Here is a 24952-nt window from a genome sequence, read left to right as displayed (position 1 = left end):
GAGCGGGCTTGCTCGCGAAAGCGGTGTGTCATTCAACACATCCAGCGACTGATACACCGCATTCGCGAGCAAGCCCGCTCCCACACAAGCCTGCTCCCACATTAAGCCCAGTTCCAACCTTTACCGAGAGTGACCCATGACTACCTTGCATGCCGAAGCAGTGGGTAAAAGAACCTGGCCGCAATACCTCGGCTGGGGCCTGTTCCTGGTCCTGCTGGCTTGGGCCTGGCACGGCGCCGAGATGAACCCGCTGGCGCTGTACCGCGATTCCGGAAACATGGCGACCTTCGCCGCCGACTTCTTCCCGCCCGACTTCCATGAATGGCGCTCCTACCTCAAGGAGATGATCGTCACCGTACAAATCGCCCTGTGGGGCACGGTGCTGGCCATCGTCTGCTCGGTGCCGTTGGGCATCTTGTGCGCCGACAACATCACCCCGTGGTGGGTCCACCAACCGCTGCGCCGCGTGATGGACGCCTTCCGCTCCATCAATGAAATGGTGTTCGCCATGTTGTTTGTGGTCGCCGTCGGCCTCGGTCCTTTCGCCGGTGTTTTGGCCTTGTGGATCAGCACCACCGGCGTGCTCGCCAAGCTGTTTGCCGAAGCCGTCGAAGCCATCGACCCAGGCCCGGTAGAAGGTGTGCGTGCCACCGGCGCAAGTGCCTTGCAGGAAGTGATCTACGGCGTGATCCCGCAAGTGATGCCGCTGTGGGTGAGCTACGCGCTGTACCGCTTCGAAGCCAATGTGCGCTCGGCCACCGTGGTGGGCATGGTCGGCGCCGGCGGGATCGGCGTGATCCTCTGGGAAAACATCCGCGCCTTCCAATTTGTACAAACCTGCGCGGTGCTGCTGGTGATCATCGTGGTGGTGAGCAGTATCGACGTGCTGTCCCAACGCCTGCGCAAGCAGTTCATCTGACGCCGGAGGGGTGCCCGCGCGGCGCTTTTTTTAAGCATGCAGTTGTCTAGACAAGATGAGCCGGTGTACCGCGAACTCGCGGATATCCTGCGCCGTGAATTGAGCAGCTACCAGGCCGGTGACTTCCTGCCCGGCGAGGTGCACATGGCCGAGCGTTTTGGCGTCAACCGCCACACCTTGCGCCGCGCCATCGACGAGCTGGTGTTCGAAGGCAGCCTGTTGCGCCGTCAGGGCAAGGGCACCCAGGTGCTCGACCGCCCGCTGATTTACTCGATGGGCGCCGAGACCTCCTACAGCCAATCGCTGTCGGCCCAGGGCGTGGGCGTTGAGGCGGTGTTGCTCAAGCGCCGCTACTGCTACGCCAGCCGCGACGAAGCCGAGCATTTGGGCATCGCCGAGATGGCGCCGATGATCGAACTGCAAACCCTGCGCAAGCTCGACCACCAGCCCGTCAGCCTGATCCGCCATCGCTACTGCGCCAGCCGTGCGCCGTTGCTGGCCGATTACACCGGCGGCTCCCTGCGCCAGTACCTGCGTGAACGAGCGCTGCCGCTGACCCGCACCCAAAGCCTGATCGGGGCGCGGTTGCCCAACCGTGATGAAGCCGCGCTGCTGATGATGCCTCGGCACTTGCCGGCCCTCACGGTGTTTACCCTTTCCTGCGATCGCGACGGCCGCCCGGTGGAGCTGGCGCAGTCCACCAGCCGTTCGGATCGCTTTCAGTACCAAGTGGTGACTTGAATGATGAATGTGTCCCCGCGACAACATTGGATCGGCGTATTAGCCCGCGCCCAGCTCAATGAACTGCAACCCTTTGAGGCCGCGTTGAAAGACGCCGATTACCAACTGATCCGCGCCCCGGAAATCGGCATGACCCTGGTGCGCGGGCGCATGGGCGGTGACGGCGCGGCTTTCAACGTCGGCGAAATGAGCGTGACCCGCTGCGTGGTGCGCCTGGCCGACGGCCGCACCGGCTACAGCTACCTGGCCGGGCGCGACAAGCTGCATGCCGAGCTGGCCGCGTTGGCCGATGCCCATCTGCAAGGCACGCAACCGAGCCTGTGGCTCAGCGACTTGATCACCGCATTGGCCACTGCCCAAGCCAAACGCCGCGCCGAAAAACAAGCCGACACCGCTGCCACCAAGGTCGAGTTCTTCACCCTGGTGCGAGGAGAAAACTGATGAACGCTCAACTGTTGCAACCGGCGTTTGTCGAGCCGGTGCTGGATGCCCAACGCGGTTTTCGTGCGGCCCTCAAGGCGCTGGCCGAACCCGGTTTGATCCAGCCTCTGCCGTGCGCGCCATGCCTCGACGGCCTGGCGCCCGCTACTTACGCGCTGTGCCTGGCGCTGCTGGATATGGACACGCCGCTGTGGCTGGCGCCGAGCTTCGACACGCCGCTGATCCGCGCCAACCTGGCCTTCCACTGCGGTTGCGCGCTCACCGATAAACGCGAAGACGCGGTGTTCGCGCTGCTGGGCGAGCAAGACCTGCTCGACCTCGGCGGCTTCGACCACGGCAATGACCGTTACCCGGATCAGTCCTGCACCTTGCTGGTTCAGCTCACCGACCTGGAATCCGGTCGCGGCCTGCACTGGCGCGGCCCAGGAATCAAAACCCAGCGCCTGGTCAACCTGCCGGTGCCGCAAGCCTTCTGGCAAGAGCGCCAACGCCGCGAAGCCTTCCCGCGTGGTCTGGACCTGTTGTTCACCGCCGGCCACCACCTGATCGGCCTGCCGCGCAGCAGCCGCATTGCACAGGAGCACGCCTGATGTACGTAGCCGTCAAAGGTGGCGAACAGGCCATCGACAATGCCCACCGCCTGCTGGCAAAAAAACGCCGGGGCGATACGGCCATTCCTGAATTGAGCGTGAGGCAAATCCGCGAGCAATTGCCGCTGGCGGTGGCGCGGGTAATGACCGAAGGCTCGTTGTTCGACCAAGAGCTGGCTGCGCTGGCGATCAAGCAGTCGGCAGGGGATTTGGTCGAGGCGATCTTCCTGCTGCGCGCCTACCGCACCACGCTGCCGCGTTTCAGCCCGAGCCTGCCGATTGATACGTCGCAGATGTGCTTGAGCCGGCGCCTGTCGGCCACCTTCAAGGACGTGCCCGGCGGCCAACTGCTCGGCCCGACCTTCGACTACACCCACCGCCTGCTGGATTTTTCGCTGCTGGCCGAAGGTGAATACCCAGGCCCGCAGACCACGGCGGATGCGCAGGTTGAAGCTTGCCCACGGGTGCTCGGTTTGCTCGCCAAAGAAGGCTTGATCAAAAACGAAGCCGACGACAACGCCAGCGTCGCCGACATCACCCGCGACCCGTTGGAATACCCGGCCAGCCGTGCCGAGCGCCTGCAAGCCCTGGCCCGTGGCGACGAGGGTTTTCTGTTGGCGCTGGGCTATTCGACGCAACGCGGTTACGGCCGCAATCACCCGTTTGCCGGTGAGATTCGCATCGGCGACGTCGAGGTGTGGATCGACCCCGAAGAGCTGGGCTTTCCCATCTGCCTGGGCAGTATCGAAGTCACCGAGTGCGAGATGGTCAACCAGTTCGTCGGCTCGGCCACTGAGCTGGCGCAGTTCACCCGTGGTTACGGCTTGGCGTTCGGGCATGCCGAGCGCAAGGCCATGGGCATGGCGCTGGTCGACCGCTCGCTGCGCGCCGGGGAGTACAACGAAGAAGTTGTTTCACCGGCCCAGCGTGAAGAATTTGTGCTGGCCCACTGCGACAACGTCGAGGCGGCGGGTTTTGTCTCGCACCTCAAATTGCCTCACTACGTGGACTTCCAGTCCGAGCTGGAACTGATCCGCAAACTGCGCCAACCGGCCGAGGGCACCCGCCATGAATGACTTGACCCAAGCGGCTGTGCGCGACCCGGCGTACAACTTCGCCTACCTCGATGAACAGACCAAACGCATGATCCGCCGCGCCTTGCTCAAGGCCGTGGCGATCCCCGGTTACCAAGTGCCGTTTGGCGGCCGCGAAATGCCATTGCCCTACGGCTGGGGCACCGGCGGCATGCAATTGACCGCCGCGATCCTGGGTGATAAGGACGTGCTCAAGGTGATCGACCAGGGCGCCGACGACACCACCAATGCCGTGTCGATCCGGCGCTTTTTCGCCCGCACGGCGGGGGTTGCCACCACCGAAGCCACGCCCGACGCCAGCGTGATCCAGACCCGCCACCGCATCCCGGAAACGGCGCTGCAGGCCGGTCAGATCATGGTTTACCAGGTACCGATTCCCGAGCCGCTGCGCTTTATCGAACCCTCGGAAACCGAGACGCGCACCATGCACGCCCTGAATGATTACGGGGTGATGCACGTCAAACTCTTTGAGGACATCGCCACCTTCGGCCATATCGCCACCAGCTACGCGTACCCGGTGATGGTCGATGAGCGCTACGTGATGGACCCGTCGCCGATCCCCAAATTCGACAACCCCAAACTCGACATGAGCCCGGCGCTGATGCTGTTCGGCGCCGGTCGCGAAAAACGCCTGTACGCGGTGCCGCCGTACACCCAGGTCACCAGCCTGGACTTTGAAGACCATCCGTTCGAAGTGCAGCAGTGGCAACACAACTGCGCCATTTGCGGCAGCCACGATTCCTTTCTCGATGAGCTGATTCTCGACGACGCGGGCACCCAGAGTTTTGTGTGTTCCGACACCTGGTATTGCGCCCAACGGGTCAAGGAGAACAACCAGTGAGCCAGCCGTTATTGCAAGTGCGTGACCTGTCGCTTTTGTATGGCCCGGAGAAGGGTTGCCAGGGCGTGAGTTTCGATCTGTACCCCGGCGAAGTGCTGGGGATTGTCGGCGAGTCCGGCTCGGGTAAATCCACCTTGCTCTCGCTGCTGAGCGGGCGTTTGCCGCCGCAAGCCGGCAGCATCGGCTACCGCAGCAAGGACGGCGAATGGCTGGATTTGTACAGCGCCAGTGAAGCCGAACGCCGCACGTTGCTGCGCACCGAATGGGGTTTTGTCGAGCAGAACCCACGGGACGGCCTGCGCATGGGCGTGTCAGCCGGCGCCAACATCGGCGAACGCCTGATGGCCCAAGGCGTGCGCAACTATGCGCAACTGCGCGGCGCCGGTCTGGATTGGCTCGGCCAGGTGGAAATCGACCCGCAGCGCATCGACGATTTGCCGCGCACCTTCTCGGGCGGCATGCAGCAGCGCCTGCAAATCGCCCGCAACCTCGTCTCCAGCCCGCGCCTGGTGTTTATGGACGAGCCCACCGGCGGCCTGGACGTGTCGGTGCAAGCGCGCCTGCTCGACCTGTTGCGCGGCCTGGTGCGTGAGCTGGATCTGGCGGTGGTGATCGTCACCCACGACCTGGCCGTTGCGCGTTTGCTCGCCGACCGCCTGATGGTGATGCGCCGCTCCCGCGTGGTGGAAACCGGGCTCACTGACCAGATCCTCGACGATCCACAGCACCCTTACTCTCAACTGCTGGTGTCTTCGGTATTGCAACCATGACAAATGCCTTGATCGAGGTCCGTGACCTCTCGAAAACCTTCACCCTGCATCAGCAACACGGCGTGGTGCTCAACGTGCTGCGCGGTGTGGCATTCAGCGTGCAGGGCGGTGAATGCCTGGTGCTGCATGGCCAGTCCGGCGCGGGTAAAAGCACCTTGCTGCGTACCCTGTACGGCAACTACCTGCCGGCGGGCGGCAGCATCCGTGTGCAGCATGCCGGTGCGTGGCTGGAGCTGGTCGGCGCCGAGCCGCGTGACATTCTCCAGGTGCGCCAGCAGACCCTTGGTTATGTTAGCCAGTTTCTGCGCGTCATCCCTCGCGTGGCCTGTCTGGACGTGGTGATGGAGCCAGCCCTGGCGCGTGGCTGGTCGAAGGCCGATGCGCAGGCCCGCGCCGAACTGTTGCTCACGCGCCTGAACATTCCGCAGCGCTTGTGGCAATTGGCGCCCGGCACCTTCTCCGGTGGCGAACAACAGCGCGTCAACATCGCCCGCGGCTTCATGGTCGCCTGGCCGGTCATGTTGCTGGACGAACCTACCGCGTCCCTGGATGACAACAACCGCCAGGTGGTGCTGGAACTGATGAACGAAGCCAAGGCCGCCGGCGCGGCGCTGATCGGCATCCTCCACGACCGCGCCGCCCGTGAAGCGGTCGCCGACCGCCATTTCGACATGACCCCTGCAGCCGTTGCCGAAGAGGAATACGCCCATGCCCGCTGAACAGATCCTCACCAATGCCCAGGTCGTCACGGCTGAGCGCATGTTCCTGGGCACGGTGGTGCTGCGCGACGGCAAGCTTGTCGACATCGCCGAAGGCCGCAGCCAGTTGCCCCAGGCCCAGGATTTGGGCGGTGATTGCCTGCTGCCGGGCCTGGTGGAGCTGCACACTGACAACCTGGAAAAACACATGACCCCGCGCCCCGGCGTGGACTGGCCGTCGATCTCGGCGGTGCTCAGCCATGATGCGCAAATCATCGCGGCGGGGATCACCACGGTGTTCGACGCGGTGTCGATCGGCGATGTGAACCCCAAGGGCAACCGCATGAAGAAGCTGCCGGCGATGCTCGATGCGATCGCCCAGGCCGAAGATGCCGGCTTGACCCGCGCCGAGCACCATCTGCACCTGCGCTGCGAGCTGTGCCACCCGGACACCCTCAGCGTGTTCCGCGACCTGGTGGAAAACCCGCGGGTGCGTCTGGTGTCGGTGATGGACCATTCGCCGGGCCAGCGCCAGTTCGTGCTCGAATCCAAGTACCGTGAGTACTACATGGGCAAGTACCACCTCAACGACGAAACCATGGACGCGTTTATCGTGCTGCAAATGGCCAATTCCAAGGAATACAGCGACCGCTATCGCGCCGCCATTGTTGCGCATTGCCTGGAACGCGGCCTGTCGGTGGCCAGCCACGACGACGCGACGCTGTCGCACGTGGAGGAGTCGGCGGGCTATGGCATGACCATTGCTGAATTCCCCACCACGCTTGAGGCGGCCAAGGGCTGCCAGGCACTGAACATGAAAGTGTTGATGGGCGCGCCGAACGTGGTGCGCGGCGGGTCGCACTCGGGTAATGTGGCCGCCGCCGGCCTGGCCGCCGAGGGATTGCTGGATATACTTTCCAGTGATTACTACCCGGCCAGCCTGTTGCAGGCGGCCTTTGTGCTGGCCGATCAACAGGATGGCGGCGACCTGTCGCGGGCCGTCAAGATGATCAGCCTGGCGCCTGCGCGAGCGGCAGGCCTGGCGGATCGCGGTGAAATCGCGCTAGGCCTGCGAGCGGATTTGGTGCAGGCCCGTCGCTGCGAGGGGCTTCCTGTGGTGCAACAAGTCTGGCGACAGGCGAAGAGGGTGTTTTGATGGCAGGCAGGTTGATCTATCTCATCGGGCCATCCGGTTCGGGCAAGGACAGCCTGCTGGATGCCGCACGCCCGCGCTTGGCCGAGCGCGGCTGCCGCATTGTGCGCCGGGTGATCACCCGTTCGCCGGAAGCGGTGGGCGAGGCCGCGCAAGGGGTGAGCCCGGAACAGTTCGCCGCGCTGCTGGCCGAGGGCGCGTTTGCCCTCAGTTGGCAGGCCAATGGCTTGTCGTATGGCATTCCCAAGGCCATCGACGAATGGCTGGCGGCGGGGGACGATGTGCTGGTCAATGGCTCGCGTGCGTATCTGGCGCAAACCCGTGAGCGCTATCCGAGCTTGCTGGTGCTGCTATTGACGGTGGATCAGGCCGTGTTGCGCCAGCGCCTGACGGCGCGCGGGCGCGAGTCCCAGGCCGATATCGAGGAACGCCTGGCGCGCAATGCGCGGTTCACCGCCGATTTGATCGCGGGCAATGGCGCCGGCTTGTTCGTGCTCGACAATTCCGGCCCGCTGGAAAACACCGTCGAGCGCTTGCTCTGCTGCCTCGATCACGGGCATACCGCATGCGCCTGACCTTGCTGGGCACCGGTGACGCGCGGCAAGTTCCGGTGTATGGCTGCGAGTGCGCGGCGTGCGGTTTGGCGCGCACCGATGCCAGCCTGCGCCGCCGCCCGTGCAGCGCGTTGATCGAGTGCGGCGACCAGCGCTGGTTGATCGACAGCGGCTTGCCCGACCTCTGCGAACGCTTCCCGCCGCGCAGCTTCAACGGGATTTTGCAGACCCACTATCACGCCGATCACGCTCAGGGTTTGTTGCACTTGCGCTGGGGCCAGGGCTTGATCATTCCGGTACACGGCCCCGCCGACCCGGAGGGTTTGTCCGACCTTTACAAACATCCGGGCATTCTCGATTTCAGCCAGCCGTTTGCCGAGTTTGAAACACGCACGTTTGGCGAGTTGAGCGTCACTGCATTGCCGTTGCAGCATTCAAAGCTGACCTTGGGTTATCTGTTGGAAGGCGAGGGGCGGCGCATCGCCTACCTCACCGACACGGTGGGCTTGCCGCCGGCCACGCGGGCCTGGTTGCAACGGGAACCGTTGGACGTGTTGGTACTCGACTGCTCCATGCCGCCGCAGCCGCAAGCGCCGCGTAATCACAATGACCTGACGCTGGCGTTGCAGAGCATTGGGCAGACGGGGGCGAAATTGGGCGTGCTGACCCATGTAGGGCATACGTTGGATGCGTGGCTGCTGGAGCACCGACGCGAGTTGCCACGGCATGTGACGGTGGCGTGGGATGGCCGGATTATTTGAACCCCGCATAACCCTGTGGGAGCTGGCTTGCCTGCGATGCAGACACCGCAGTACATCAGGTATACCGAGGTGTCTGCATCGCAGCATGGGTATTGCTGCGCTGGGCGTTCTTCGGTGGTGTACATATCCGTTATTTAGGTAACGGCGGCCTATGGTTCCGCTCTTACAGCGGGTCACTTTTGCAAGGACCGGAATGCCGGCCCAGTCAAAAGTAACCAAAAGGTCCTCGCCCCAACACTCGGTGCCTCGCTGAGGCTCGGCATGCCCGCAATCCGCCAGTGATTTGGGGGGCCGCCGCCACGCGCCATCCATGGCGCGGGGCGGCTAAACCGGCATCCCTGCCGGTTTACCCCCCAAATCCCTGTCAGATTCCGGCCATCGTGTTTGACGGGGCGATTTCAGATCAAGATCAAAAGCGCAGATCAAAAGACCGCTGACTTCGTCATCGAAAAGGATGTAAGGGCCGGAGCAACAGCAACAGAGCCATACTCGGTCAAAGGTGGGAGCTGGCTTGTCGAATCGTCGCACCGCTGCGATGGCATCAACTCGGTGTGCCTGATACACCAAGGTGTCTGCATCGCAGGCAAGCCAGCTCCCACAGAAAAGCAGTTCTTCGGTGCATGCAAATCCGCAGCCGACCTCATATTCAAAACTGCATGCGGTCAACTGTGGGAGCGGGCTTGCTCGCGAATGCGGTGTGTCAGTGACAGATGAGCTGACTGACCCACCGCATTCGCGAGCAAGCCCGCTCCCACCTTTGGTCTTTATTGTCCGGCAGGTTGTATTCCAAAGCGGGCTGCAAACGCTTTGCGCCCCTTGGCCGTGACCCCCAGCGCCCGGCTGTCAAGATCCTGGGTGACCCAGCCGCGATGGATCGCGCACTGCAAAACCGCTGCGCCCAAGGCCCCAGCCAAATGCGGGCGGCGCATGCTCCAGTCCAGGCAGGCACAGGCGAAACGCCGACGCTGCGCACGCACCGCAGGCAGATCCAGCCCCAACGCGATCATCGCGGTTTCGCCGGGCGCCGTCAGTGTGTAGGTGCCGTCGCCAATCAGCCAACCAGAGGCGATGAAATGGTCGTGCAGTTGCACCGCCAGCGTCCCGGCCATGTGGTCGTAGCAGGTGCGTGCGAGCTGCAGGCGGTTGGGCGTGCCGGGCACAAATGCTTGGGCGGTGTTGCGGCTGATCACCATCAACCCTTCGATGGCCTGGGCCACGTGCGCGCCGGCGAGGCTGTAGTAACGATGGCGGCCCTGGGTGTGGAGCGTGAGCAGGCCATCGTCCTTGAGCCTGGCCAAGTGGGCGCTGGCCGTCGAGGTGCTGACGCCGGCAATCACGGCCATCTCGGTGCTGGTGCGCGCATGGCCATCCATCAAGGCGCAGAGCATTTTTGTGCGCGCAGGCTCTGCTATTGCACCGGCGATTTGTGAGAGTGCCGCGTCATCATTAAAGGCGTTCATATTTCGTTCCTGAACGAATCATTGCTGCGTGGGAGCACCGATAGTAACGCTTCTTCAAGCACAGGACGTCCCGGATGACACCGCTGCAAGCCGCAACCCATGTAGATCCCTATCCGTATTACGCAATCCTCAGGCGCGATAAAGAACTGATGTTCGATGCCGAACTGGGCCTGTGGATCGCCAGCCGCGCCAAGACGGTGGAGTCGGTGCTGGCACACCCGGATTGTCGCGTACGCCCGTTGCATGAGCCGGTGCCCAAGGCGATTGCACAGGGTGCGGCGGGACAGGTTTTTGCGCGGTGGATGCGCATGAACGAAGGCCCTGCACATCGATGCCCACGGGCGGCGATTGAGCCGGCGTTAGCGGCTGTGGCGGCGACGGCCATCGCCGAGCGGGTCGCTCGGTTGATCGACAGCGTGCAGAGCCTGGATGCGCTGATGTTTACCTTGCCCGTCTCGGTGGTCGCGTCGCTGCTGGGGTGCCCGGCGCCACAGTTGGCGCGTGTCGCTGGGCTAACGCGGGAGTTTGTCGCCGGCCTTTCACCGCTGAGCAGTGAAGCACAGTTGTGCAATGCGCAGGCCGGCGCGTCGCAGTTGCAGCAGGTGTTCCGTGATGTCTTGGAGGAAACCGCACTGCTGGCCCATATCCGCAGCGGCAACTGGGAGGACACGCAGGTATTGACGGCCAATCTGATCGGGCTGCTGTCGCAGACCTGCGAAGCCAGCGCCGGGTTGATCGGCAATTCACTGGTGATGCTCGCGCGCCAACCTGGTGTGGTGGCGCAGATTGTGCGCACGCCAACCCTCGCCACTGCGCTGGTGGAAGAAGTGGCTCGTTACGATTCACCGGTGCAAAACACACGGCGATTCGTGGCGGCGCGCTGCACCATCGGCAACCAGGTGTTGGCGGCGGGAGAGAGTGTTTTAGTCCTGCTGGCGTCGGCCAATCGGGACGCTGAGGCCAACCCCAATCCTGACAGCTTCCTGTTGGAGCGCGTGCAACGGCGCCTGTTCAGCTTTGGTATAGGGCGCCATCAGTGCCCAGGCCAACAGATGGCGTTGACGATCGCCGCGCAAGCGCTGTTGGCCTTGCTGCGTTATCAGCCCGATTTGCTGGCTGACGCTGACCGGTTTTGCTACTGGCCCTCGCTTAACGGTCGTATCCCCAGGTTCAGTGCTGCGACGCTAAGCCAGTAACCCTTCTGCATTTCAATATTCAGCAAAACACCCGGCAGTCCGACTAACAAAAACTGTGCTTGAGTAAAGATAACTCTAGGGTTACTTTTGTTCGGGCCAAGCCAAGGAGGCTGGGGTGCAAAGCAGGTTATTGATCAAGGAGCTGCAAGAAGCGGGATGGGTGCTGGATCGGGTTACGGGCAGTCATCATGTTTTTACCCACCGCTATAACCCGTACACGATCCCGGTGCCTCATCCCAAGAAGGACCTGCCTTTGGGCACTGTCCGCAGCATCCGCAAGCGCGCCGGGCTGTTTCAGTTTTAAGGAGAGCATGCATGCAATACCCAATGTGTATCGAATGGGGCGATGACTTCACTGCCACCGGTATTCAGATCCCCGATATTCCAGGCGCGGTCACCGCCGGGGACAGTTTTGAAGAGGCGTATAACGCTGCGGTAGAAATTGCCCACATCATGCTGCAAGAGATCGCGGCCGAAGGCGGGGTGATTCCGATGCCGACGTCAGTGGCCAACCACCATGCCCACGACGATTACGCGGGCATGGGCTGGGGGATGTTGGAGTTGGATATCTCGCCCTATCTGGGCAAGACCGAAAAGGTCAATGTGACCTTGCCCGGTTACGTCATTCAGCGCATCGACCGCTATGTGCGCGAGCACAAGGTCAAAAGCCGCTCGTCATTTCTGGCGGATGCGGCGTTGGAGAAGTTGGTCCGTTCTTAACTTAAGCGGTGGTCACCTGGCCCTGGCGCGAAGCGCTCAGGAACCGCAACAACGCCACCAGCGGGAACGCACTGCCCACCAGCATCACGCCCAGCCAGCCGCCGTGTTCATACACGCTGCTGGCAATCGCCGAGCCGAAAGCGCCGCCGATGAAGATGCTGGTCATGTACAGCGCGTTCAGGCGGCTGCGACTGTTGGCGTCGAGGGCGTAGACGGCGCGTTGGCCGAGCACCATGTTCATCTGCACACAGAAGTCCAGGACCACGCCGGTCACCGCCAGGCCGATCACGCTGTACAACGGGTGCACCAAGGCTGGCAGAAAACTCAACGCGGCAAACACCATGGCCAGCAGTGAGGCGCGGTGCGTGTGCCCGGCATCCGCCAGGCGCCCGGCGATAGGTGCGGCGATGGCACCCAGGGCGCCGACCAGCGCAAACAGGGCGATTTCGCTTTGGCTCAGGCCATGGTTACGCGCCAGCTCCAACGGGGCAGCGGTCCAGAACAGGCTGAAAGTGGCGAACATGCAGCCCTGGTAGAAAGCCCGTTGACGCAGCACCGGTTGCTTGCGCAGCAAAGTGCCCAGTGAGCCCAGCAGTTGGCCATAGCTGGCATTGTGGTCGGGCTGGCGCTTGGGAATGGTCAGCATCAGCACCGCACTGATAAACACCATCACCGCAGCCGCCGCCATGAACATTGCACGCCAGCCAAAGTGGTCAGCCACCAGGCTGGACACCGGCCGCGCCAGCAGGATGCCCAGCAACAGGCCGCCCATGATGCTGCCGACCACGCGGCCTCGGGACTCGGCGGGCGCCAGGTGCGCGGCCAGCGGGATAAGAATCTGCACCGACACGGAACTGAATCCGATCAGCAGCGAAACAAGCAGGAACACATTCGGCTGCTCGGCAAACGCTGCACCCAGTAGGCTGGCGATGGCCACCAGGTTGGTGATGATCATCAGCTTGCGGTTTTCCAGCAGGTCGCCCAGCGGCACCAGAAAGAACAGGCCCAGGGCATAGCCGATTTGCGTGAGTGAGACGATCAGGCTGGCCAGTGCCGGGGTGAGGCCGATGTCCGGCGCGATCAACTCGATGATCGGCTGGGCGTAGTAGATGTTGGCAACAATGGCGCCGCAACAGAACGCAAACAGCATCACCATGCCTCGGGTCATGGTGCTTGAAGCGTGTGAGGTAGCCGTCATGGTTTTCTCGTTAAAGCGAAGGAAGGTGGCGTGCGAGAGTAAAGACAACGCCAGCGCCGGTGTAGAGCGCGCGCATTGATATCACTCATGCCGCAAATTAATGACTCAATCGTTAACTTTTGGGGCGAGCGCCAATGATACATTCAGACATAACTGTCGAAACAGGAAATCCATTGCGATGAAAATCACGCTGAACAAGATGCTCCTGGCCTCCACCCTGGCTGCGGCCATGGCCATTGGGCTGGCCAACGCCGCCGAGGCCCCACGGGTTGGCGTACGCGGCGCCATTACTGCGATGGACGGCGACGCGATGCACGTCAAGGTCAACAGTGGCGAAGAGGTGGTGGTGCATCTCACGCCGGCCACCCAGGTACGCGCCGTCACCCTGGCCAAGATCGATGAGATCAAACCCGGCAGCTACATCGGCTCGGCCGCCATGCCGAACGCCGATGGCACCCTGACTGCGCTGGAAGTCCACGTATTCCCACCGGCCATGGCCGGCACTGGCGACGGGCACCGCGCGTTCGATTTGAAAGAAGGCAGCAGCATGACCAACGGCACGGTGGGCGACCTGGTGGTCAGCCACGGGCGCACCCTGACCGTGAAGTACAAAGGCGGCGAGCAGAAGATTGTGGTGCCGGAGGATGTGCCGATCGTGAACCTGGAGCCGGGGGATCGCAGCTTGCTCAAGGCGGGCGTGAAGGTGGTGTTGTTTGCGGCGCAAGCGCCGGATGGGACCATTACGGCCCAGGCGATCTCGGCCGGCAAGGACGGGGTGACACCGCCGATGTAACTACCAAACACAAAAAAAATGTGGGAGCTGGCGTGTGTGGGAGCTGGCTTGCCTGCGATAGCATCCCCTCGGTGTAACTGACACACCGAGGTGATTGCATCGCAGGCAAGCCAGCTCCCACATTTTTTTTACCGCGTGCCTTCAGTTATTGACCCGAATAGATCTGGTCAAACACCCCACCATCATTGAAGTGGGTCTTCTGCACGGTGCGCCAGTCACCAAAGGTCTTCTCCACCGACAGGAAGTCGACTTTCGGGAAGCGGTCGGTGTACTTGGCCAGCACTTTAGGATCACGTGGGCGCAGGTAGTTGTTGGCGGCAATTTCCTGGCCTTCCGGCGACCACAGGTACTTCAGGTAATCCTCGGCTGCGACGCGGGTGCCTTTCTTGTCGACCACTTTGTCGACCACCGACACCGGCGGTTCAGCTTCGGCGGAAACGCTTGGGTAGATCACTTCGAACTGATCACGGCCGAATTCACGGGCGATCATTTCGGCTTCGTTCTCGAAGGTCACCAGCACGTCGCCGATCTGGTTGGTCATGAACGTGGTGGTGGCCGCACGGCCGCCGGTGTCCAGCACTGGCGCGTGTTTGAACAGCTCGCCGACGAATTTCTTGGCCTTGTCTTCATCACCGCCGTTTTTCAGCACATAACCCCAGGCCGACAGGTAGGTGTAGCGGCCATTACCCGAGGTTTTCGGGTTGGGCACGATGACTTGCACGCCATCTTTGAGCAGGTCGGGCCAGTCTTTCAGGGCTTTGGGGTTGCCCTTGCGCACGATAAACACGGTGGCGGAGGTGAACGGGGCGCTGTTGTCCGGCAGGCGGGTCACCCAGTTGTCCGGCACCAGTTTGCCGTTATCCGCCAGGGCATTGATGTCGGTGGCCATGTTCATGGTGATCACATCCGCCGGCAGGCCGTCGATCACCGAGCGCGCTTGTTTGCTGGAACCGCCGAAAGACATCTGCAGGGTCAGTTTGTCGTTCGGGTGCTCGGCCTCCCAGTGCTTCTGGAAGGCGGCGTTGTAGTCCTTGTAGAAGTCGCGCATCACGTCGTAGGAGACGTTAAGCAGTGTGACCGGTGCGGCTTGCACGGCACCGGCCAGGGCAAGGCCCGCGGCCAGAAGAGAGGCGCTGAGGATTTTTTTCACTGCTCATTCCTTGTTGTTCGAGAGAAGACTGGGGGCAATTTGCCAGCAACTATAGCCGGGCCTGCATAGGCGTTTAAAGATTAAAACGTACTGTGCTTATTCCACTTTATGAAACAGGTTGCTGCCGCAGCGCGAGCAAAACGCCGCGTTGGGCTCGTGGCTGTTTTTCTTGCACACCGGGCAATCGTGTTCCAGTTGTTCACCGCGCATGGCGCTCGCCAGTTCAGCGGTAAAAATCCCGGTGGGCACGGCGATGATCGAGTAACCGGTGATCATCACCAGCGACGAAATCACCTGGCCCAGCGGCGTCTTCGGCACGATATCGCCAAAGCCTACGGTGGTGAGGGTCACGATCGCCCAGTAGATGCCCTTGGGAATGCTGGTGAACCCGTGCTCCGGGCCTTCAATCACATACATCAGGGTGCCGAAAACCGTGACCAGGGTGCACACGCTGACCAGGAACACCACGATTTTCTGCTTGCTGCCGCGCAGCGCCGCCATCAAGTAGTTGGCTTGCTTGAGGTACGGGCTGAGCTTGAGCACGCGGAAAATCCGCAGCATCCGAATGATGCGGATAATCAGCAGGTATTGGGCGTCGCTGTAATACAGCGCGAGGATGCCGGGCACGATGGCCAGCAAGTCCACCAAGCCATAAAAGCTGAAGGCATAGCGCAACGGTTTGGGCGAGCAGTACAGCCGCAAGCCGTACTCGATGGCGAAGATCAGCGTGAAGCCCCATTCGATGTAGGCCAGCACATTGGCGTAGTTCTGGTGGATTTTGTCGATGCTGTCGAGCATCACAATGACAATGCTGGAGAGAATGATCAGTAGCAGGATGCCGTCAAAGCGCCGCCCGGCTGCGGTGTCGCTTTGGAATACCATCACATAGAGGCGCTGACGCCAGTCGCTGTTGCTGTCCATAAAACCTGCCTGAATCGAATATCGAGCAAGCCTAGGGGGATTCGAACGGGCTGTCCACGCGGGCTTTGAACATCCGCCGCGTGGCGCGCACCAGCCAGCAGGCGAGGATAAACGGCGCAGTCAACGCAGGCAGGTGCAGGGCGGCAAAACCGGGCGTGAGCATGATCGCCAGCAGGATGCCCACCAGTGGCAGCCACGGCTGGCGGCGTGATTGGCTCAAGGCCAGTGCCGCCAGGGCTGGGTTGTAGCTGTGCAGGCCGAGCAGGGCGCTGGCGGGCTCGCCCATCAGTAACGCCATCAGCACGCCGGCCACGGCGCCGATCAACGCCCACAGCGCGGCGCGACGGTTGGCCAGCAACAGACCGAGCGCAATCAAGACGCCGGCCAGGGGCTGGTCCAGCAGCATGACTTGCGCAAGGCCGGTAAAGGGCGCACTGACTACAGACAGAACGTCGGGCTCGACCAGCGCGAACGCAGGCTGAGGCACGCTGCCGATCAGCAGCCAACCCAGGCCGACAAAGGGCGCGGTGTACGCAGACAAGTCATCCGGCTGGCGGGCATGTTTCAACCATTGCCGTGTGAGCATCGCACTCAGGCCGCCGCCCGCCAGAATCAGCGGCGGCAGCAACGCCGAACAGGCGAAGTGCTGGCTGATCAACACACCCAGCAGCACGCCGTTGTAGCTGTACAAGCCAGCCTGGCGTTCGGCCTTTGGGTAGCCCCGGCGTTGGGCCGTGAGCAAACCGGCGAGGCCACCCAGCAACGCCCCACCGAGCAAGGCCGGGGCGCCGATCAGGATGGCCAACAGGCACAGCAAGCCACACAGCGGCTGGCGCTGCAGGAATATCTGGCTGAAGCCGTTGAGCAGCGCCTCGGCCCAGTCGGGGCAGGTTGGGTTGTGCATGAATTGAGTTTCTGCAGGTGAACACCAACCCTGTGGCGAGGGAGCTTGCTCCCGCTGGGCTGCGAAGCGGCCCCAAAAGATGGGCCGGCTACGCCGTCCAACGGGAGCAAGCTCCCTCGTCACAGGGGGTTAGATCAACGTCTCGATACGCAACGAATTGGTCGACCCCGGCTGCCCGAACGGCACTCCCGCCGTAATCACCAGGGTGTCCCCACGCTGCGCCATGCCCTGCGCCTGGGCGATCTCCAGCGCCGTCGAGCACACCTCATCGACCTGGCGCAGCCGGTCATTGACCACCGAATGCACGCCCCAGGCCACGCTCAAACGCCGTGCCGTGGCCAGGTTCGGCGTGAGGTTGAGGATCGGCGCCACCGGCCGTTCCCGCGCCGCGCGCAAGCTGGAACTGCCGGACTCGCTGTAGTTCACCAGCACCGCCACCGGCAAAATGCTGCTGATGCGCCGGATCGCGCAGCTGATCGCGTCCGACACCGTGGCATCCGCCTTGGGCCGGCTGACGTCCAGTTGCGCCTGGTAATCCGGGCCGTTTTCCACTTGGCGGATGATCTTGCTCATCATCTGCACGGCTTCCAGCGGGTATTCGCCCGAGGCGGTTTCGGCCGAGAGCATCACCGCGTCCGCGCCTTCAGCCACGGCGTTGGCCACGTCGGTCACCTCGGCGCGGGTCGGTGCCGGCGAGAAGCGCATGGATTCGAGCATCTGCGTGGCCACCACCACCGGCTTACCCAATTGGCGGCAAGTGCTGATGATGTCTTTCTGGATCTGCGGCACGCTCTCGGCGGGCACTTCCACGCCCAGGTCGCCTCTGGCCACCATGATCGCGTCGCTCAGTTCGGCAATTTCCCGCAAGCGCATTACAGCTGAGGGCTTTTCGATCTTGGCCATCAGGAAGGCCTTGTCGCCGATCAGTTCGCGGGCTTCGCGGATATCTTCCGGGCGCTGCACAAACGACAGCGCCACCCAGTCCACGCCCAGCTCCAGGCCGAAGCTCAGGTCGCGGCGGTCCTTGGCGGTCAACGGGCTGAGCTCCAACAGCGCTTGCGGCACATTCACGCCTTTACGGTCGGACAGCTCGCCACCATTGAGCACGGTGGTGTCGAGGGCGTCGACGTGTTTGGTGATCACCCGCAGGCGCAGCTTGCCGTCGTCTAGCAGCAGGTCCATGCCCGGCTCAAGCGCTGCGATAATTTCCGGGTGCGGCAGGTTGACCCGGCGCTGATCGCCCGGCGTCGGGTCCAGGTCCAGGCGCAAGGCCTGGCCGCGCACCAGTTGTACTTTGCCCTCGGCAAAACGCCCGACCCGCAACTTCGGCCCTTGCAGGTCCATAAGAATGCCCAGCGGATAATTGAGCTGGCGCTCCACCTGGCGAATCCACTGGTAACGCTGGGCGTGATCGGCATGCTCGCCGTGGCTGAAGTTAAGCCGGAAGATATTCACCCCCGGCTTCCACCAGCTCGCGGATGTCATCGATACCGTCAGTGGCCGGGCCGAGGGTGGCGAGGATTTTGACTTTCTTGTCAGGCGTCATGTTTGGCAGTCTCAAGAATCAGGATGGCGCGCAAGTCATTGACATTGGTGCGGGTCGGCTCGGTGACGACCAAACCGTCGAGCGCGGCGAAGTAGCCATAGCCATTGTTGTTGTCCAGCTCGTCACTGGCCGACAGGCCCAGGGCTTCGGCGCGGCGGTAGCTGCACGGGGTCATGATTACGCCGGCGTTGTCTTCGGAGCCGTCGATGCCGTCGGTGTCACCGGCCAGTGCGTAGACGCCGGGCAAACCCTTGAGGCTGTCGGTCAGGCTCAGCAGGAATTCGGCATTGCGCCCGCCACGGCCATTGCCGCGCACGGTAACGGTGGTTTCACCGCCCGAGAGAATCACGCACGGCGCCGCCAAGGGTTGGCCATGCTGCACGATTTGCCGCGCGATACCGGCGTGTACCTTGGCCACGTCCCGTGCTTCGCCTTCCAGATCGCCAAGGATCAACGGGCTGAACCCGGCCTGGCGGACTTTTACCGCCACCGCTTCCAGCGACTGCTGCGGGCGGGCGATCAATTGGAAGTGGCTGCGCGCGAGCACCGGGTCGCCGGGTTTTACGGTTTCCGAGGCGGGGTTCTGCAACCAGTTGCGCACCGACGCCGGCGCCTCAATGCCGTAGCGTTTGAGAATCGCCAGGGCTTGCTGCGAGGTGCTCGGGTCGCCGACGGTGGGGCCGGAAGCGATGACGGTGGCCTGGTCGCCCGGCACATCCGAGATGGCGTAGGTGTACACCGTCGCCGGCCATGCGGCCTTGGCCAACCGGCCGCCTTTGATGGCCGAGAGGTGCTTGCGCACGCAATTCATCTCGCCAATGGTCGCGCCGGATTTGAGCAGGGCTTTATTGATGCTTTGTTTGTCGGCCAGGGTGATGCCTTCGGCGGGCAGGGCCAGCAAGGCTGAGCCGCCGCCGGAGAGCAGGAAGATCACGCGGTCGTCTTCGGTGAGGTTGCTGATCAGTTCCAGCACGCGCTTGGCGACGGCAAGCCCGGCCGCATCGGGCACCGGGTGCGCGGCTTCGACCACTTCGATTTTTTTGCACGGTGCGCCGTGGCCGTAACGGGTGACCACCAGGCCCGAGACTTCGCCCTGCCAGCAGTTTTCGACCACCAGCGCCATGGCAGCCGCGGCTTTGCCGGCGCCGATCACGATCACACGGCCGCTGCGGTCGGCGGGCAGGTAAGGTTCAAGGACTTGTCGGGGGTGGGCGGCGTCGATGGCTGTGGCAAACAGCTCGCGAAGCAGGTGTTGCGGATCGACCGACATAAGCGGGCTCCCGGGGATTTTTTGTTATTAGAGTCAAGACTCGAAACGGGATCAAAATGTGGGAGCTGGCTTGCCTGCGATAGCGGTGTACCAGGCAATGAATGTCTAACTGAAAGACCGCTATCGCAGGCAAGCCAGCTCCCACATTGGCCTGCATTTCAAATCGAATTACTTATCGCGAATCGAAAAGTTCGCCATGTGTTCCAGGCCCTTGATCAGCGCCGAGTGGTCCCAATTGCCGCCACCAATCGCCGTGCAGGTACTGAACACCTGCTGCGTTCCGGCCGTGTTTGGCAGGTTGATCCCCAGCTCCTTGGCCCCGGCCAGCGCCAGGTTGAGGTCTTTCTGGTGCAGGTTGATACGGAAGCCCGGATCAAAGGTGCCCTTGATCATGCGCTCGCCATGTACTTCCAGGATCTTCGACGAAGCAAACCCGCCCATCAGCGCTTCACGCACCTTGGCCGGGTCGGCGCCGTTCTTGGAGGCGAACAGCAGCGCTTCGGCCACTGCCTGGATGTTCAGCGCGACGATGATCTGATTCGCCACCTTGGCGGTCTGGCCATCGCCATTGCCGCCGACCAGGGTGATGTTCTTGCCCATGGCCTGGAACAACGGCAGGGCACGTTCGAACGTCTGCGGCTCGCCGCCGATCATGATACTCAGGGTGCCGGCCTTGGCGCCGACCTCGCCGCCGGACACGGGCGCGTCGAGGTATTGCGCGCCGGTCTGGTTGATCTTGGCGGCGAACGCCTTGGTGGCGGTGGGCGAGATCGAACTCATGTCGATCACCACTTTGTTCGGCGACAGGCCGGCGGCAACGCCGTCGGCGCGGAACAGCACGTCATCCACCTGTGGGGTGTCGGGCACCATCACAATGATGAACTCGGCTTCCTGGGCGACTTGCTGCGGGTTGGCCAGGGCCACGGCACCCGCCGCGATCAGGGCTTCGGGCGCCTTGCCGTGATGCTCGGACAGGAACAGTTGGTGACCGGCCTTTTGCAGGTTGGCGGCCATGGGTTGGCCCATGATGCCGGTGCCGATAAATCCGATTTTAGCCATGATCAACATCCTCTTTTTATTCTATGTGCAGGGCGGACAGGGTCCGCCAAACACTGAAGATCCACTGTGGGAGCTGGCTTGCCTGCGATGGCATCACCCGGTTTTGCCTGATACACCGCGGTGTCTGCATCGCAGGCAAGCCAGCTCCCACTTTCTTTTGGGTTGTGTCAGTTAGATCGCGTTATGGGTCTTGAGCCAACCCAGTCCCGCCTCAGTGGTGGTCAGCGGCTTGTACTCGCAGCCGACCCAACCGGCGTAACCAATCCGATCCAAATGCTCGAACAGGAAGCGATAGTTGATCTCCCCGGTCCCCGGCTCGTTACGCCCTGGGTTGTCAGCCAGCTGGATGTGGTTGATCTCACCCAGGTGCGTCGCCAGGGTCCGGGCCAGGTCGCCTTCCATGATTTGCATGTGGTAGATGTCGTATTGCAGGAACAGGTTGGCACTGCCCACCTGCTCGCGAATCGACAGGGCCTGCGCCGTGTTGTTCAGGTAGAAACCCGGGATGTCGCGGGTGTTGATCATCTCCATCACCAACTTGATGCCTGCCGCTTGCAGCTTGTCGGCGGCGTACTTGAGGTTGGCGACAAAGATTTTTTCCACGGTTTCATCATCCACACCGGCAGGGCGAATCCCGGCCAGGCAGTTGATCTGGGTATTGCCCAGCACCTGGGCGTAGGCGATGGCCAGCTTGACCCCGGCACGGAACTCCTCGACCCGGTCCGGGTGGCACGCCAGGCCGCGCTCGCCCTTGGCCCAGTCACCGGCCGGCAGGTTGAACAGCACTTGGGTCAGGCCGTTGGCATCCAGCTGTGCCTTGATCTCGGCGGAGCTGAACTCGTACGGGAACAGGTATTCCACACCCTGGAAGCCGGCGTCGGCGGCCGCTTTGAAACGGGCGAGAAAGTCCTGCTCGGTAAACAGCATGGACAGGTTGGCGGCAAAACGCGGCATAGGGTTCTCCTTAATCGAGCAGGGAAATGGCAGTCGGCGCATCGTTGCCGACCAGGGCCAGATCTTCGAATTCGTTGACGGCGTTGATCTCGGTGCCCATGGAAATATTGGTCACGCGCTCCAGAATAATCTCAACAATCACCGGAACCTTGAATTCTTCGATCATTTCCTGTGCCTTGCGCAACGCCGGCTGGATCTGGCCCGGCTCGAATACACGCAGGGCCTTGCAACCCAGGCCTTCGGCGACAGCCACGTGGTCGACGCCATACCCGTTGAGTTCCGGCGCGTTGAGGTTGTCGAAGGACAGCTGCACGCAGTAGTCCATCTCAAACCCGCGCTGGGCCTGGCGAATCAAGCCCAGGTAGGAGTTGTTCACCACCACGTGGATATACGGCAGCTTGAACTGCGCGCCCACCGCCAGCTCTTCGATCATGAACTGGAAGTCATAGTCGCCCGACAGCGCCACCACTTTGCGGCTCGGGTCGGCCTTGACCACCCCGAGTGCCGCCGGAATGGTCCAGCCCAAGGGGCCGGCCTGGCCGCAGTTGATCCAGTGACGTGGCTTGTACACGTGCAGAAATTGCGCGCCGGCAATCTGCGACAGGCCGATGGTGCTGACGTAGCAGGTGTCTTTGCCGAACACCTGGTTCATCTCTTCGTACACGCGCTGCGGCTTGACCGGCACGTTGTCGAAGTGGGTCTTGCGGTGCAGGGTGGCCTTGCGCTGCTGGCAGTCATGCAGCCAGGCGCTGCGGTCCTTGAGCTTGCCGGCGGCTTTCCACTCGCGAGCCACTTCAATGAACATGGTCAGCGCGGAACCGGCGTCGGAAACGATGCCCAGATCCGGCGTGAACACGCGGCCAATCTGCGTCGGTTCGATGTCGACGTGAATGAACTTGCGGCCTTCGGTGTACACCTCCACCGAGCCGGTGTGGCGGTTGGCCCAGCGGTTGCCGATGCCCAGCACCACGTCCGACTTGAGCATCGTTGCGTTGCCATAACGGTGCGAGGTTTGCAGGCCGACCATGCCCACCATCAGCGGGTGATCGTCCGGGATCGTGCCCCAGCCCATCAGGGTCGGGATTACCGGGATGCCGGTGAGTTCAGCAAACTCCACCAGCAAGTCGCTGGCATCGGCATTGATCACGCCGCCACCGCTGACCAGCAAGGGGCGTTCGGCCGCATCCAGCAGCGCCAGGGCTTTTTCCACCTGGACGCGCGTTGCCAGTGGCTTGGCCAGCGGCAGTGGCTGGTAGGCATCGATATCGAATTCGATCTCGGCCATCTGCACGTCGAACGGCAGGTCGATCAGCACCGGGCCAGGGCGGCCGGAGCGCATTTCATAGAAGGCTTTTTGAAACGCGTAGGGCACTTGGCCGGGCTCCAGCACGGTGGTCGCCCACTTGGTCACCGGCTTGACGATGCTGGTGATATCCACGGCCTGGAAATCTTCCTTGTGCATCCGCGCACGTGGGGCCTGGCCGGTGATGCACAGAATCGGGATCGAATCGGCCGAGGCGCTGTACAGGCCGGTGACCATGTCGGTGCCCGCCGGGCCGGAGGTGCCGATGCACACGCCGATATTGCCGGCCTTGGTGCGGGTGTAGCCCTCGGCCATGTGCGAGGCGCCTTCAACGTGGCGAGCAAGGACGTGATCGATGCCACCGACCTTCTGCAAGGCCGAATACAGCGGGTTGATCGCGGCGCCCGGGATACCGAAGGCGGTGTCCACGCCTTCACGGCGCATGACCAGGACGGCGGCTTCGATTGCTCTCATTTTGCTCATGGTTTTGGTGCCTCTTGCGTTTTGTAATTGTATACAAGTGGTGTCTTGGTAAAGTGTATTCACGGCGAGCTGCGCAGGTCAATGCATTTTGCAAAGTGGCCCTGGCGTTCGTCGGAAGCACTTTTTTCGACGTATGGAGCCTTTGTGCGAAAATATTGTATACAAAATTAAATATCATTGTGTTCTATTTGTTTGATCGAGCATCTGATCAAACAGACCTCCACCGCATTCCCAATAACAAAAGAAGGACGGCACCATGAGCGCTTTAACCTTGAAACTCGCCACCCAACTTGCCAGCCAGGCCCTCAGCGCAGGCCGCACGATTTCGGCTGCGCCGCTGACCATTGCGGTGCTCGACAGCGGCGGCCACTTGATCACCCTGCAACGCGAAGACGGCGCCAGCCTGTTGCGCCCACAAATCGCCATCGGCAAGGCCTGGGGCGCAATTGCGCTGGGCAAGGGCTCACGCTTGCTGGCGCTGGACGCCCAACAGCGCCCGGCGTTTATTGCCGCGTTGAACAGCCTGGGGCAGGGCAGCGTGGTGCCCGCGCCGGGTGGGGTGTTGATTCGCAATCGAGATGGGCTGGTGCTGGGGGCGATCGGGATCAGCGGCGATACCTCGGATATCGATGAGCAGTGTGCGATTACGGCGATTGAGGGGGTGGGGTTGTTGGCGGATGCGGGGGTTTCGGCTTGATCGCCATAGACTTATAGGGCCTCATCGCAGGCAAGCCGGCTCCCACACTGACCGAGTTCCACCTGTGAAATACAGTCAAGTGTGGGAGCTGGCTTGCCTGCGATGCAGACGACTCGGTATTGAGTCAAAGCCAAATGGCATCCCACAGCGGATAGTCGCCAAACTTCTTCACCAGCCCGGCTCTCAATGGGTTGGCCACAATGTAGCGAGCTATACCTTCCAGGCTTTCCTCTCGGCGCACGGCATGATCGTGAAAGCCAGGTTGCCAGAGGCGACCTTGACGACCGGCTACAGCATTCACGACGCGGGTGCTTTTGGATTTCACGCGACGCATCAGGTCGGCAAGAGAGCCCTTTTCCAGTGAGATAAGCCAGTGGAAGTGATCAGGCATGACCACCCAGGCCAGGGATGTGGCGAGGCCCAGGTTTTGGGCAATTCTAAATTGTTGGACAACCAGTCGTCCCAGCCTGAAATTCTGGAATATTGGCTCGCGATCAAGTGTGTTGGTGGTGAGCAGGTAGATACGGTTGGGTTCATCATGGCGACCGATGCGCAGTCGTTTTGAAGCGGGGAGTTCAGGCATTCCATGGCCTCTCTTCAGGTGGGGTTCTGAGAGGCTAGATGTGGGTGGAGAACTTTGATCGGCAGGCTTTTGGCAGGATGTGTCTGGAAGGGCGCTATCGCGGGCAAGCCCGCTCCCACAGGGAGTTAGAGGTGTTCATACAATTTGTGTACG

The 24952-nt window shown here is 62.2% G+C and carries 26 protein-coding genes and 1 pseudogene; 16 read left to right on the top strand and 11 right to left on the bottom strand.

Features of this window, described 5'->3' with window-relative positions:
• Nucleotides 1-136: 136 nt before the first annotated feature.
• The 11 genes from phnE to phnP are packed head-to-tail and all read left to right on the top strand — an operon-like array spanning nt 137 to nt 8562.
• Nucleotides 137-919, top strand: a complete 783-nt coding sequence (gene phnE / locus QF043_RS19785) for a phosphonate ABC transporter, permease protein PhnE (protein WP_307419886.1) — start codon at nt 137-139, stop codon at nt 917-919.
• A 36-nt stretch (nt 920-955) separates the two neighbouring features.
• The gene (gene phnF / locus QF043_RS19780; protein ID WP_074854437.1) at nt 956-1660 is read left to right on the top strand and encodes a phosphonate metabolism transcriptional regulator PhnF; all 705 of its coding nucleotides are present in this window, start codon (nt 956-958) and stop codon (nt 1658-1660) included.
• Between the two features lie 3 nt (nt 1661-1663).
• Nucleotides 1664-2101 carry a phosphonate C-P lyase system protein PhnG gene (gene phnG, locus QF043_RS19775; protein ID WP_307421452.1) on the top strand — a complete coding sequence of 146 codons (438 nt, stop codon included), beginning with the start codon at nt 1664-1666 and terminating at the stop codon, nt 2099-2101.
• Nucleotides 2101-2691 carry a phosphonate C-P lyase system protein PhnH gene (gene phnH, locus QF043_RS19770; protein WP_307419885.1) on the top strand — a complete coding sequence of 197 codons (591 nt, stop codon included), beginning with the start codon at nt 2101-2103 and terminating at the stop codon, nt 2689-2691. The genes phnG and phnH overlap by 1 nt, the downstream gene beginning before the upstream one ends.
• Nucleotides 2691-3767: a carbon-phosphorus lyase complex subunit PhnI gene (locus QF043_RS19765; RefSeq protein ID WP_307419883.1), complete on the top strand. Its 1077-nt coding sequence runs from the start codon at nt 2691-2693 to the stop codon at nt 3765-3767. Before phnH ends, QF043_RS19765 begins: the two co-directional genes overlap by 1 nt.
• Complete coding sequence (locus QF043_RS19760; protein ID WP_307419881.1) at nt 3760-4626, top strand: alpha-D-ribose 1-methylphosphonate 5-phosphate C-P-lyase PhnJ; 867 nt, start codon at nt 3760-3762, stop codon at nt 4624-4626. Before QF043_RS19765 ends, QF043_RS19760 begins: the two co-directional genes overlap by 8 nt.
• Nucleotides 4587-5396 carry a phosphonate C-P lyase system protein PhnK gene (phnK, locus tag QF043_RS19755; RefSeq protein WP_178076321.1) on the top strand — a complete coding sequence of 270 codons (810 nt, stop codon included), beginning with the start codon at nt 4587-4589 and terminating at the stop codon, nt 5394-5396. Before QF043_RS19760 ends, phnK begins: the two co-directional genes overlap by 40 nt.
• Nucleotides 5393-6115 carry a phosphonate C-P lyase system protein PhnL gene (phnL, locus tag QF043_RS19750; RefSeq protein WP_307419880.1) on the top strand — a complete coding sequence of 241 codons (723 nt, stop codon included), beginning with the start codon at nt 5393-5395 and terminating at the stop codon, nt 6113-6115. The genes phnK and phnL overlap by 4 nt, the downstream gene beginning before the upstream one ends.
• Nucleotides 6105-7250, top strand: a complete 1146-nt coding sequence (locus QF043_RS19745; protein WP_307419879.1) for an alpha-D-ribose 1-methylphosphonate 5-triphosphate diphosphatase — start codon at nt 6105-6107, stop codon at nt 7248-7250. The genes phnL and QF043_RS19745 overlap by 11 nt, the downstream gene beginning before the upstream one ends.
• A complete protein-coding gene (gene phnN, locus QF043_RS19740; protein WP_307419878.1) occupies nt 7250-7822 on the top strand; it encodes a phosphonate metabolism protein/1,5-bisphosphokinase (PRPP-forming) PhnN in 573 nt (190 codons plus the stop codon). Before QF043_RS19745 ends, phnN begins: the two co-directional genes overlap by 1 nt.
• A complete protein-coding gene (phnP, locus tag QF043_RS19735) occupies nt 7813-8562 on the top strand; it encodes a phosphonate metabolism protein PhnP (protein WP_307419877.1) in 750 nt (249 codons plus the stop codon). Before phnN ends, phnP begins: the two co-directional genes overlap by 10 nt.
• A gap of 764 nt (nt 8563-9326) precedes the next feature.
• On the opposite strand, the gene QF043_RS19730 is transcribed toward phnP, so the two are convergent.
• Entirely contained in the window at nt 9327-10022 is a 696-nt protein-coding gene (locus QF043_RS19730; RefSeq protein WP_307419876.1) for a helix-turn-helix transcriptional regulator, read from the bottom strand.
• Nucleotides 10023-10096: 74 nt separating this feature from the next.
• Between QF043_RS19730 and QF043_RS19725 the strand changes: the two genes are divergently transcribed.
• From QF043_RS19725 to QF043_RS19715, 3 genes are all read left to right on the top strand, one after another.
• Nucleotides 10097-11218: a cytochrome P450 gene (locus QF043_RS19725; RefSeq protein WP_307419875.1), complete on the top strand. Its 1122-nt coding sequence runs from the start codon at nt 10097-10099 to the stop codon at nt 11216-11218.
• 115 nt (nt 11219-11333) lie between these two features.
• The gene (locus QF043_RS19720; RefSeq protein ID WP_307419874.1) at nt 11334-11522 is read left to right on the top strand and encodes a type II toxin-antitoxin system HicA family toxin; all 189 of its coding nucleotides are present in this window, start codon (nt 11334-11336) and stop codon (nt 11520-11522) included.
• Nucleotides 11523-11533: 11 nt separating this feature from the next.
• Complete coding sequence (locus QF043_RS19715; protein WP_307419873.1) at nt 11534-11938, top strand: type II toxin-antitoxin system HicB family antitoxin; 405 nt, start codon at nt 11534-11536, stop codon at nt 11936-11938.
• A 1-nt stretch (nt 11939) separates the two neighbouring features.
• Here QF043_RS19715 and QF043_RS19710 read toward each other — a convergent pair whose 3' ends face one another.
• A complete protein-coding gene (locus QF043_RS19710; RefSeq protein ID WP_307419872.1) occupies nt 11940-13136 on the bottom strand; it encodes an MFS transporter in 1197 nt (398 codons plus the stop codon).
• Between the two features lie 178 nt (nt 13137-13314).
• Here QF043_RS19710 and QF043_RS19705 point away from each other — a divergent pair, with 178 nt between their 5' ends.
• Nucleotides 13315-13929: a DUF5666 domain-containing protein gene (locus QF043_RS19705; RefSeq protein ID WP_307419871.1), complete on the top strand. Its 615-nt coding sequence runs from the start codon at nt 13315-13317 to the stop codon at nt 13927-13929.
• Nucleotides 13930-14074: 145 nt separating this feature from the next.
• On the opposite strand, the gene QF043_RS19700 is transcribed toward QF043_RS19705, so the two are convergent.
• The 8 genes and pseudogenes from QF043_RS19700 to gcl form a co-directional block, all read right to left on the bottom strand.
• Nucleotides 14075-15079 carry a sulfate ABC transporter substrate-binding protein gene (locus QF043_RS19700; RefSeq protein WP_307419870.1) on the bottom strand — a complete coding sequence of 335 codons (1005 nt, stop codon included), beginning with the start codon at nt 15077-15079 and terminating at the stop codon, nt 14075-14077.
• A gap of 96 nt (nt 15080-15175) precedes the next feature.
• Nucleotides 15176-16000, bottom strand: coding sequence for an ion transporter (locus QF043_RS19695; protein WP_305458719.1), 825 nt, complete (start codon nt 15998-16000; stop codon nt 15176-15178).
• Between the two features lie 31 nt (nt 16001-16031).
• Entirely contained in the window at nt 16032-16904 is an 873-nt protein-coding gene (locus tag QF043_RS19690; protein WP_307419869.1) for an urea transporter, read from the bottom strand.
• Nucleotides 16905-17033: 129 nt separating this feature from the next.
• A pseudogene (gene pyk / locus QF043_RS19685) lies at nt 17034-18450 on the bottom strand (pyruvate kinase).
• The gene (locus tag QF043_RS19680) at nt 18440-19720 is read right to left on the bottom strand and encodes a glycerate kinase (RefSeq protein WP_307419868.1); all 1281 of its coding nucleotides are present in this window, start codon (nt 19718-19720) and stop codon (nt 18440-18442) included. Before QF043_RS19680 ends, pyk begins: the two are co-directional and overlap by 11 nt.
• A 168-nt stretch (nt 19721-19888) precedes the next feature.
• A complete protein-coding gene (locus QF043_RS19675; RefSeq protein ID WP_056857631.1) occupies nt 19889-20779 on the bottom strand; it encodes a 2-hydroxy-3-oxopropionate reductase in 891 nt (296 codons plus the stop codon).
• A gap of 171 nt (nt 20780-20950) precedes the next feature.
• Nucleotides 20951-21733, bottom strand: coding sequence for a hydroxypyruvate isomerase (hyi, locus tag QF043_RS19670; protein WP_307419867.1), 783 nt, complete (start codon nt 21731-21733; stop codon nt 20951-20953).
• 10 nt (nt 21734-21743) lie between these two features.
• A complete protein-coding gene (gene gcl, locus QF043_RS19665; protein ID WP_307419866.1) occupies nt 21744-23519 on the bottom strand; it encodes a glyoxylate carboligase in 1776 nt (591 codons plus the stop codon).
• 256 nt (nt 23520-23775) lie between these two features.
• Between gcl and QF043_RS19660 the strand changes: the two genes are divergently transcribed.
• Entirely contained in the window at nt 23776-24216 is a 441-nt protein-coding gene (locus QF043_RS19660; protein WP_307419865.1) for a heme-binding protein, read from the top strand.
• A gap of 124 nt (nt 24217-24340) precedes the next feature.
• On the opposite strand, the gene QF043_RS19655 is transcribed toward QF043_RS19660, so the two are convergent.
• The gene (locus QF043_RS19655; protein WP_177033508.1) at nt 24341-24799 is read right to left on the bottom strand and encodes a transposase; all 459 of its coding nucleotides are present in this window, start codon (nt 24797-24799) and stop codon (nt 24341-24343) included.
• Between the last annotated feature and the right edge of the window lie 153 nt (nt 24800-24952).

This window comes from Pseudomonas sp. W3I7 (genome assembly GCF_030816095.1).
GTDB classification, from domain to species: Bacteria; Pseudomonadota; Gammaproteobacteria; order Pseudomonadales; family Pseudomonadaceae; genus Aquipseudomonas; species Aquipseudomonas salomonii.
Note: the sequence above shows the minus strand (reverse complement) of the source record. Positions and strands in the feature narration are given on the sequence as shown.

What these genes read in the sequence shown, in the direction of transcription:
- phnE (WP_307419886.1), top strand. Translation starts at nt 137, where the DNA reads ATGACTACCTTGCATGCCGAAGCAGTGGGTAAAAGAACCTGGCCGCAA.
- phnF (WP_074854437.1), top strand. Translation starts at nt 956, where the DNA reads ATGCAGTTGTCTAGACAAGATGAGCCGGTGTACCGCGAACTCGCGGAT.
- phnG (WP_307421452.1), top strand. Translation starts at nt 1,664, where the DNA reads ATGAATGTGTCCCCGCGACAACATTGGATCGGCGTATTAGCCCGCGCC.
- phnH (WP_307419885.1), top strand. Translation starts at nt 2,101, where the DNA reads ATGAACGCTCAACTGTTGCAACCGGCGTTTGTCGAGCCGGTGCTGGAT.
- QF043_RS19765 (WP_307419883.1), top strand. Translation starts at nt 2,691, where the DNA reads ATGTACGTAGCCGTCAAAGGTGGCGAACAGGCCATCGACAATGCCCAC.
- QF043_RS19760 (WP_307419881.1), top strand. Translation starts at nt 3,760, where the DNA reads ATGAATGACTTGACCCAAGCGGCTGTGCGCGACCCGGCGTACAACTTC.
- phnL (WP_307419880.1), top strand. Translation starts at nt 5,393, where the DNA reads ATGACAAATGCCTTGATCGAGGTCCGTGACCTCTCGAAAACCTTCACC.
- QF043_RS19745 (WP_307419879.1), top strand. Translation starts at nt 6,105, where the DNA reads ATGCCCGCTGAACAGATCCTCACCAATGCCCAGGTCGTCACGGCTGAG.
- phnN (WP_307419878.1), top strand. Translation starts at nt 7,250, where the DNA reads ATGGCAGGCAGGTTGATCTATCTCATCGGGCCATCCGGTTCGGGCAAG.
- phnP (WP_307419877.1), top strand. Translation starts at nt 7,813, where the DNA reads ATGCGCCTGACCTTGCTGGGCACCGGTGACGCGCGGCAAGTTCCGGTG.
- QF043_RS19730 (WP_307419876.1), bottom strand. Translation starts at nt 10,022, where the DNA reads ATGAACGCCTTTAATGATGACGCGGCACTCTCACAAATCGCCGGTGCA.
- QF043_RS19725 (WP_307419875.1), top strand. Translation starts at nt 10,097, where the DNA reads ATGACACCGCTGCAAGCCGCAACCCATGTAGATCCCTATCCGTATTAC.
- QF043_RS19715 (WP_307419873.1), top strand. Translation starts at nt 11,534, where the DNA reads ATGCAATACCCAATGTGTATCGAATGGGGCGATGACTTCACTGCCACC.
- QF043_RS19710 (WP_307419872.1), bottom strand. Translation starts at nt 13,136, where the DNA reads ATGACGGCTACCTCACACGCTTCAAGCACCATGACCCGAGGCATGGTG.
- QF043_RS19705 (WP_307419871.1), top strand. Translation starts at nt 13,315, where the DNA reads ATGAAAATCACGCTGAACAAGATGCTCCTGGCCTCCACCCTGGCTGCG.
- QF043_RS19695 (WP_305458719.1), bottom strand. Translation starts at nt 16,000, where the DNA reads ATGGACAGCAACAGCGACTGGCGTCAGCGCCTCTATGTGATGGTATTC.
- QF043_RS19690 (WP_307419869.1), bottom strand. Translation starts at nt 16,904, where the DNA reads ATGCACAACCCAACCTGCCCCGACTGGGCCGAGGCGCTGCTCAACGGC.
- QF043_RS19680 (WP_307419868.1), bottom strand. Translation starts at nt 19,720, where the DNA reads ATGTCGGTCGATCCGCAACACCTGCTTCGCGAGCTGTTTGCCACAGCC.
- QF043_RS19675 (WP_056857631.1), bottom strand. Translation starts at nt 20,779, where the DNA reads ATGGCTAAAATCGGATTTATCGGCACCGGCATCATGGGCCAACCCATG.
- hyi (WP_307419867.1), bottom strand. Translation starts at nt 21,733, where the DNA reads ATGCCGCGTTTTGCCGCCAACCTGTCCATGCTGTTTACCGAGCAGGAC.
- gcl (WP_307419866.1), bottom strand. Translation starts at nt 23,519, where the DNA reads ATGAGCAAAATGAGAGCAATCGAAGCCGCCGTCCTGGTCATGCGCCGT.
- QF043_RS19660 (WP_307419865.1), top strand. Translation starts at nt 23,776, where the DNA reads ATGAGCGCTTTAACCTTGAAACTCGCCACCCAACTTGCCAGCCAGGCC.
- QF043_RS19655 (WP_177033508.1), bottom strand. Translation starts at nt 24,799, where the DNA reads ATGCCTGAACTCCCCGCTTCAAAACGACTGCGCATCGGTCGCCATGAT.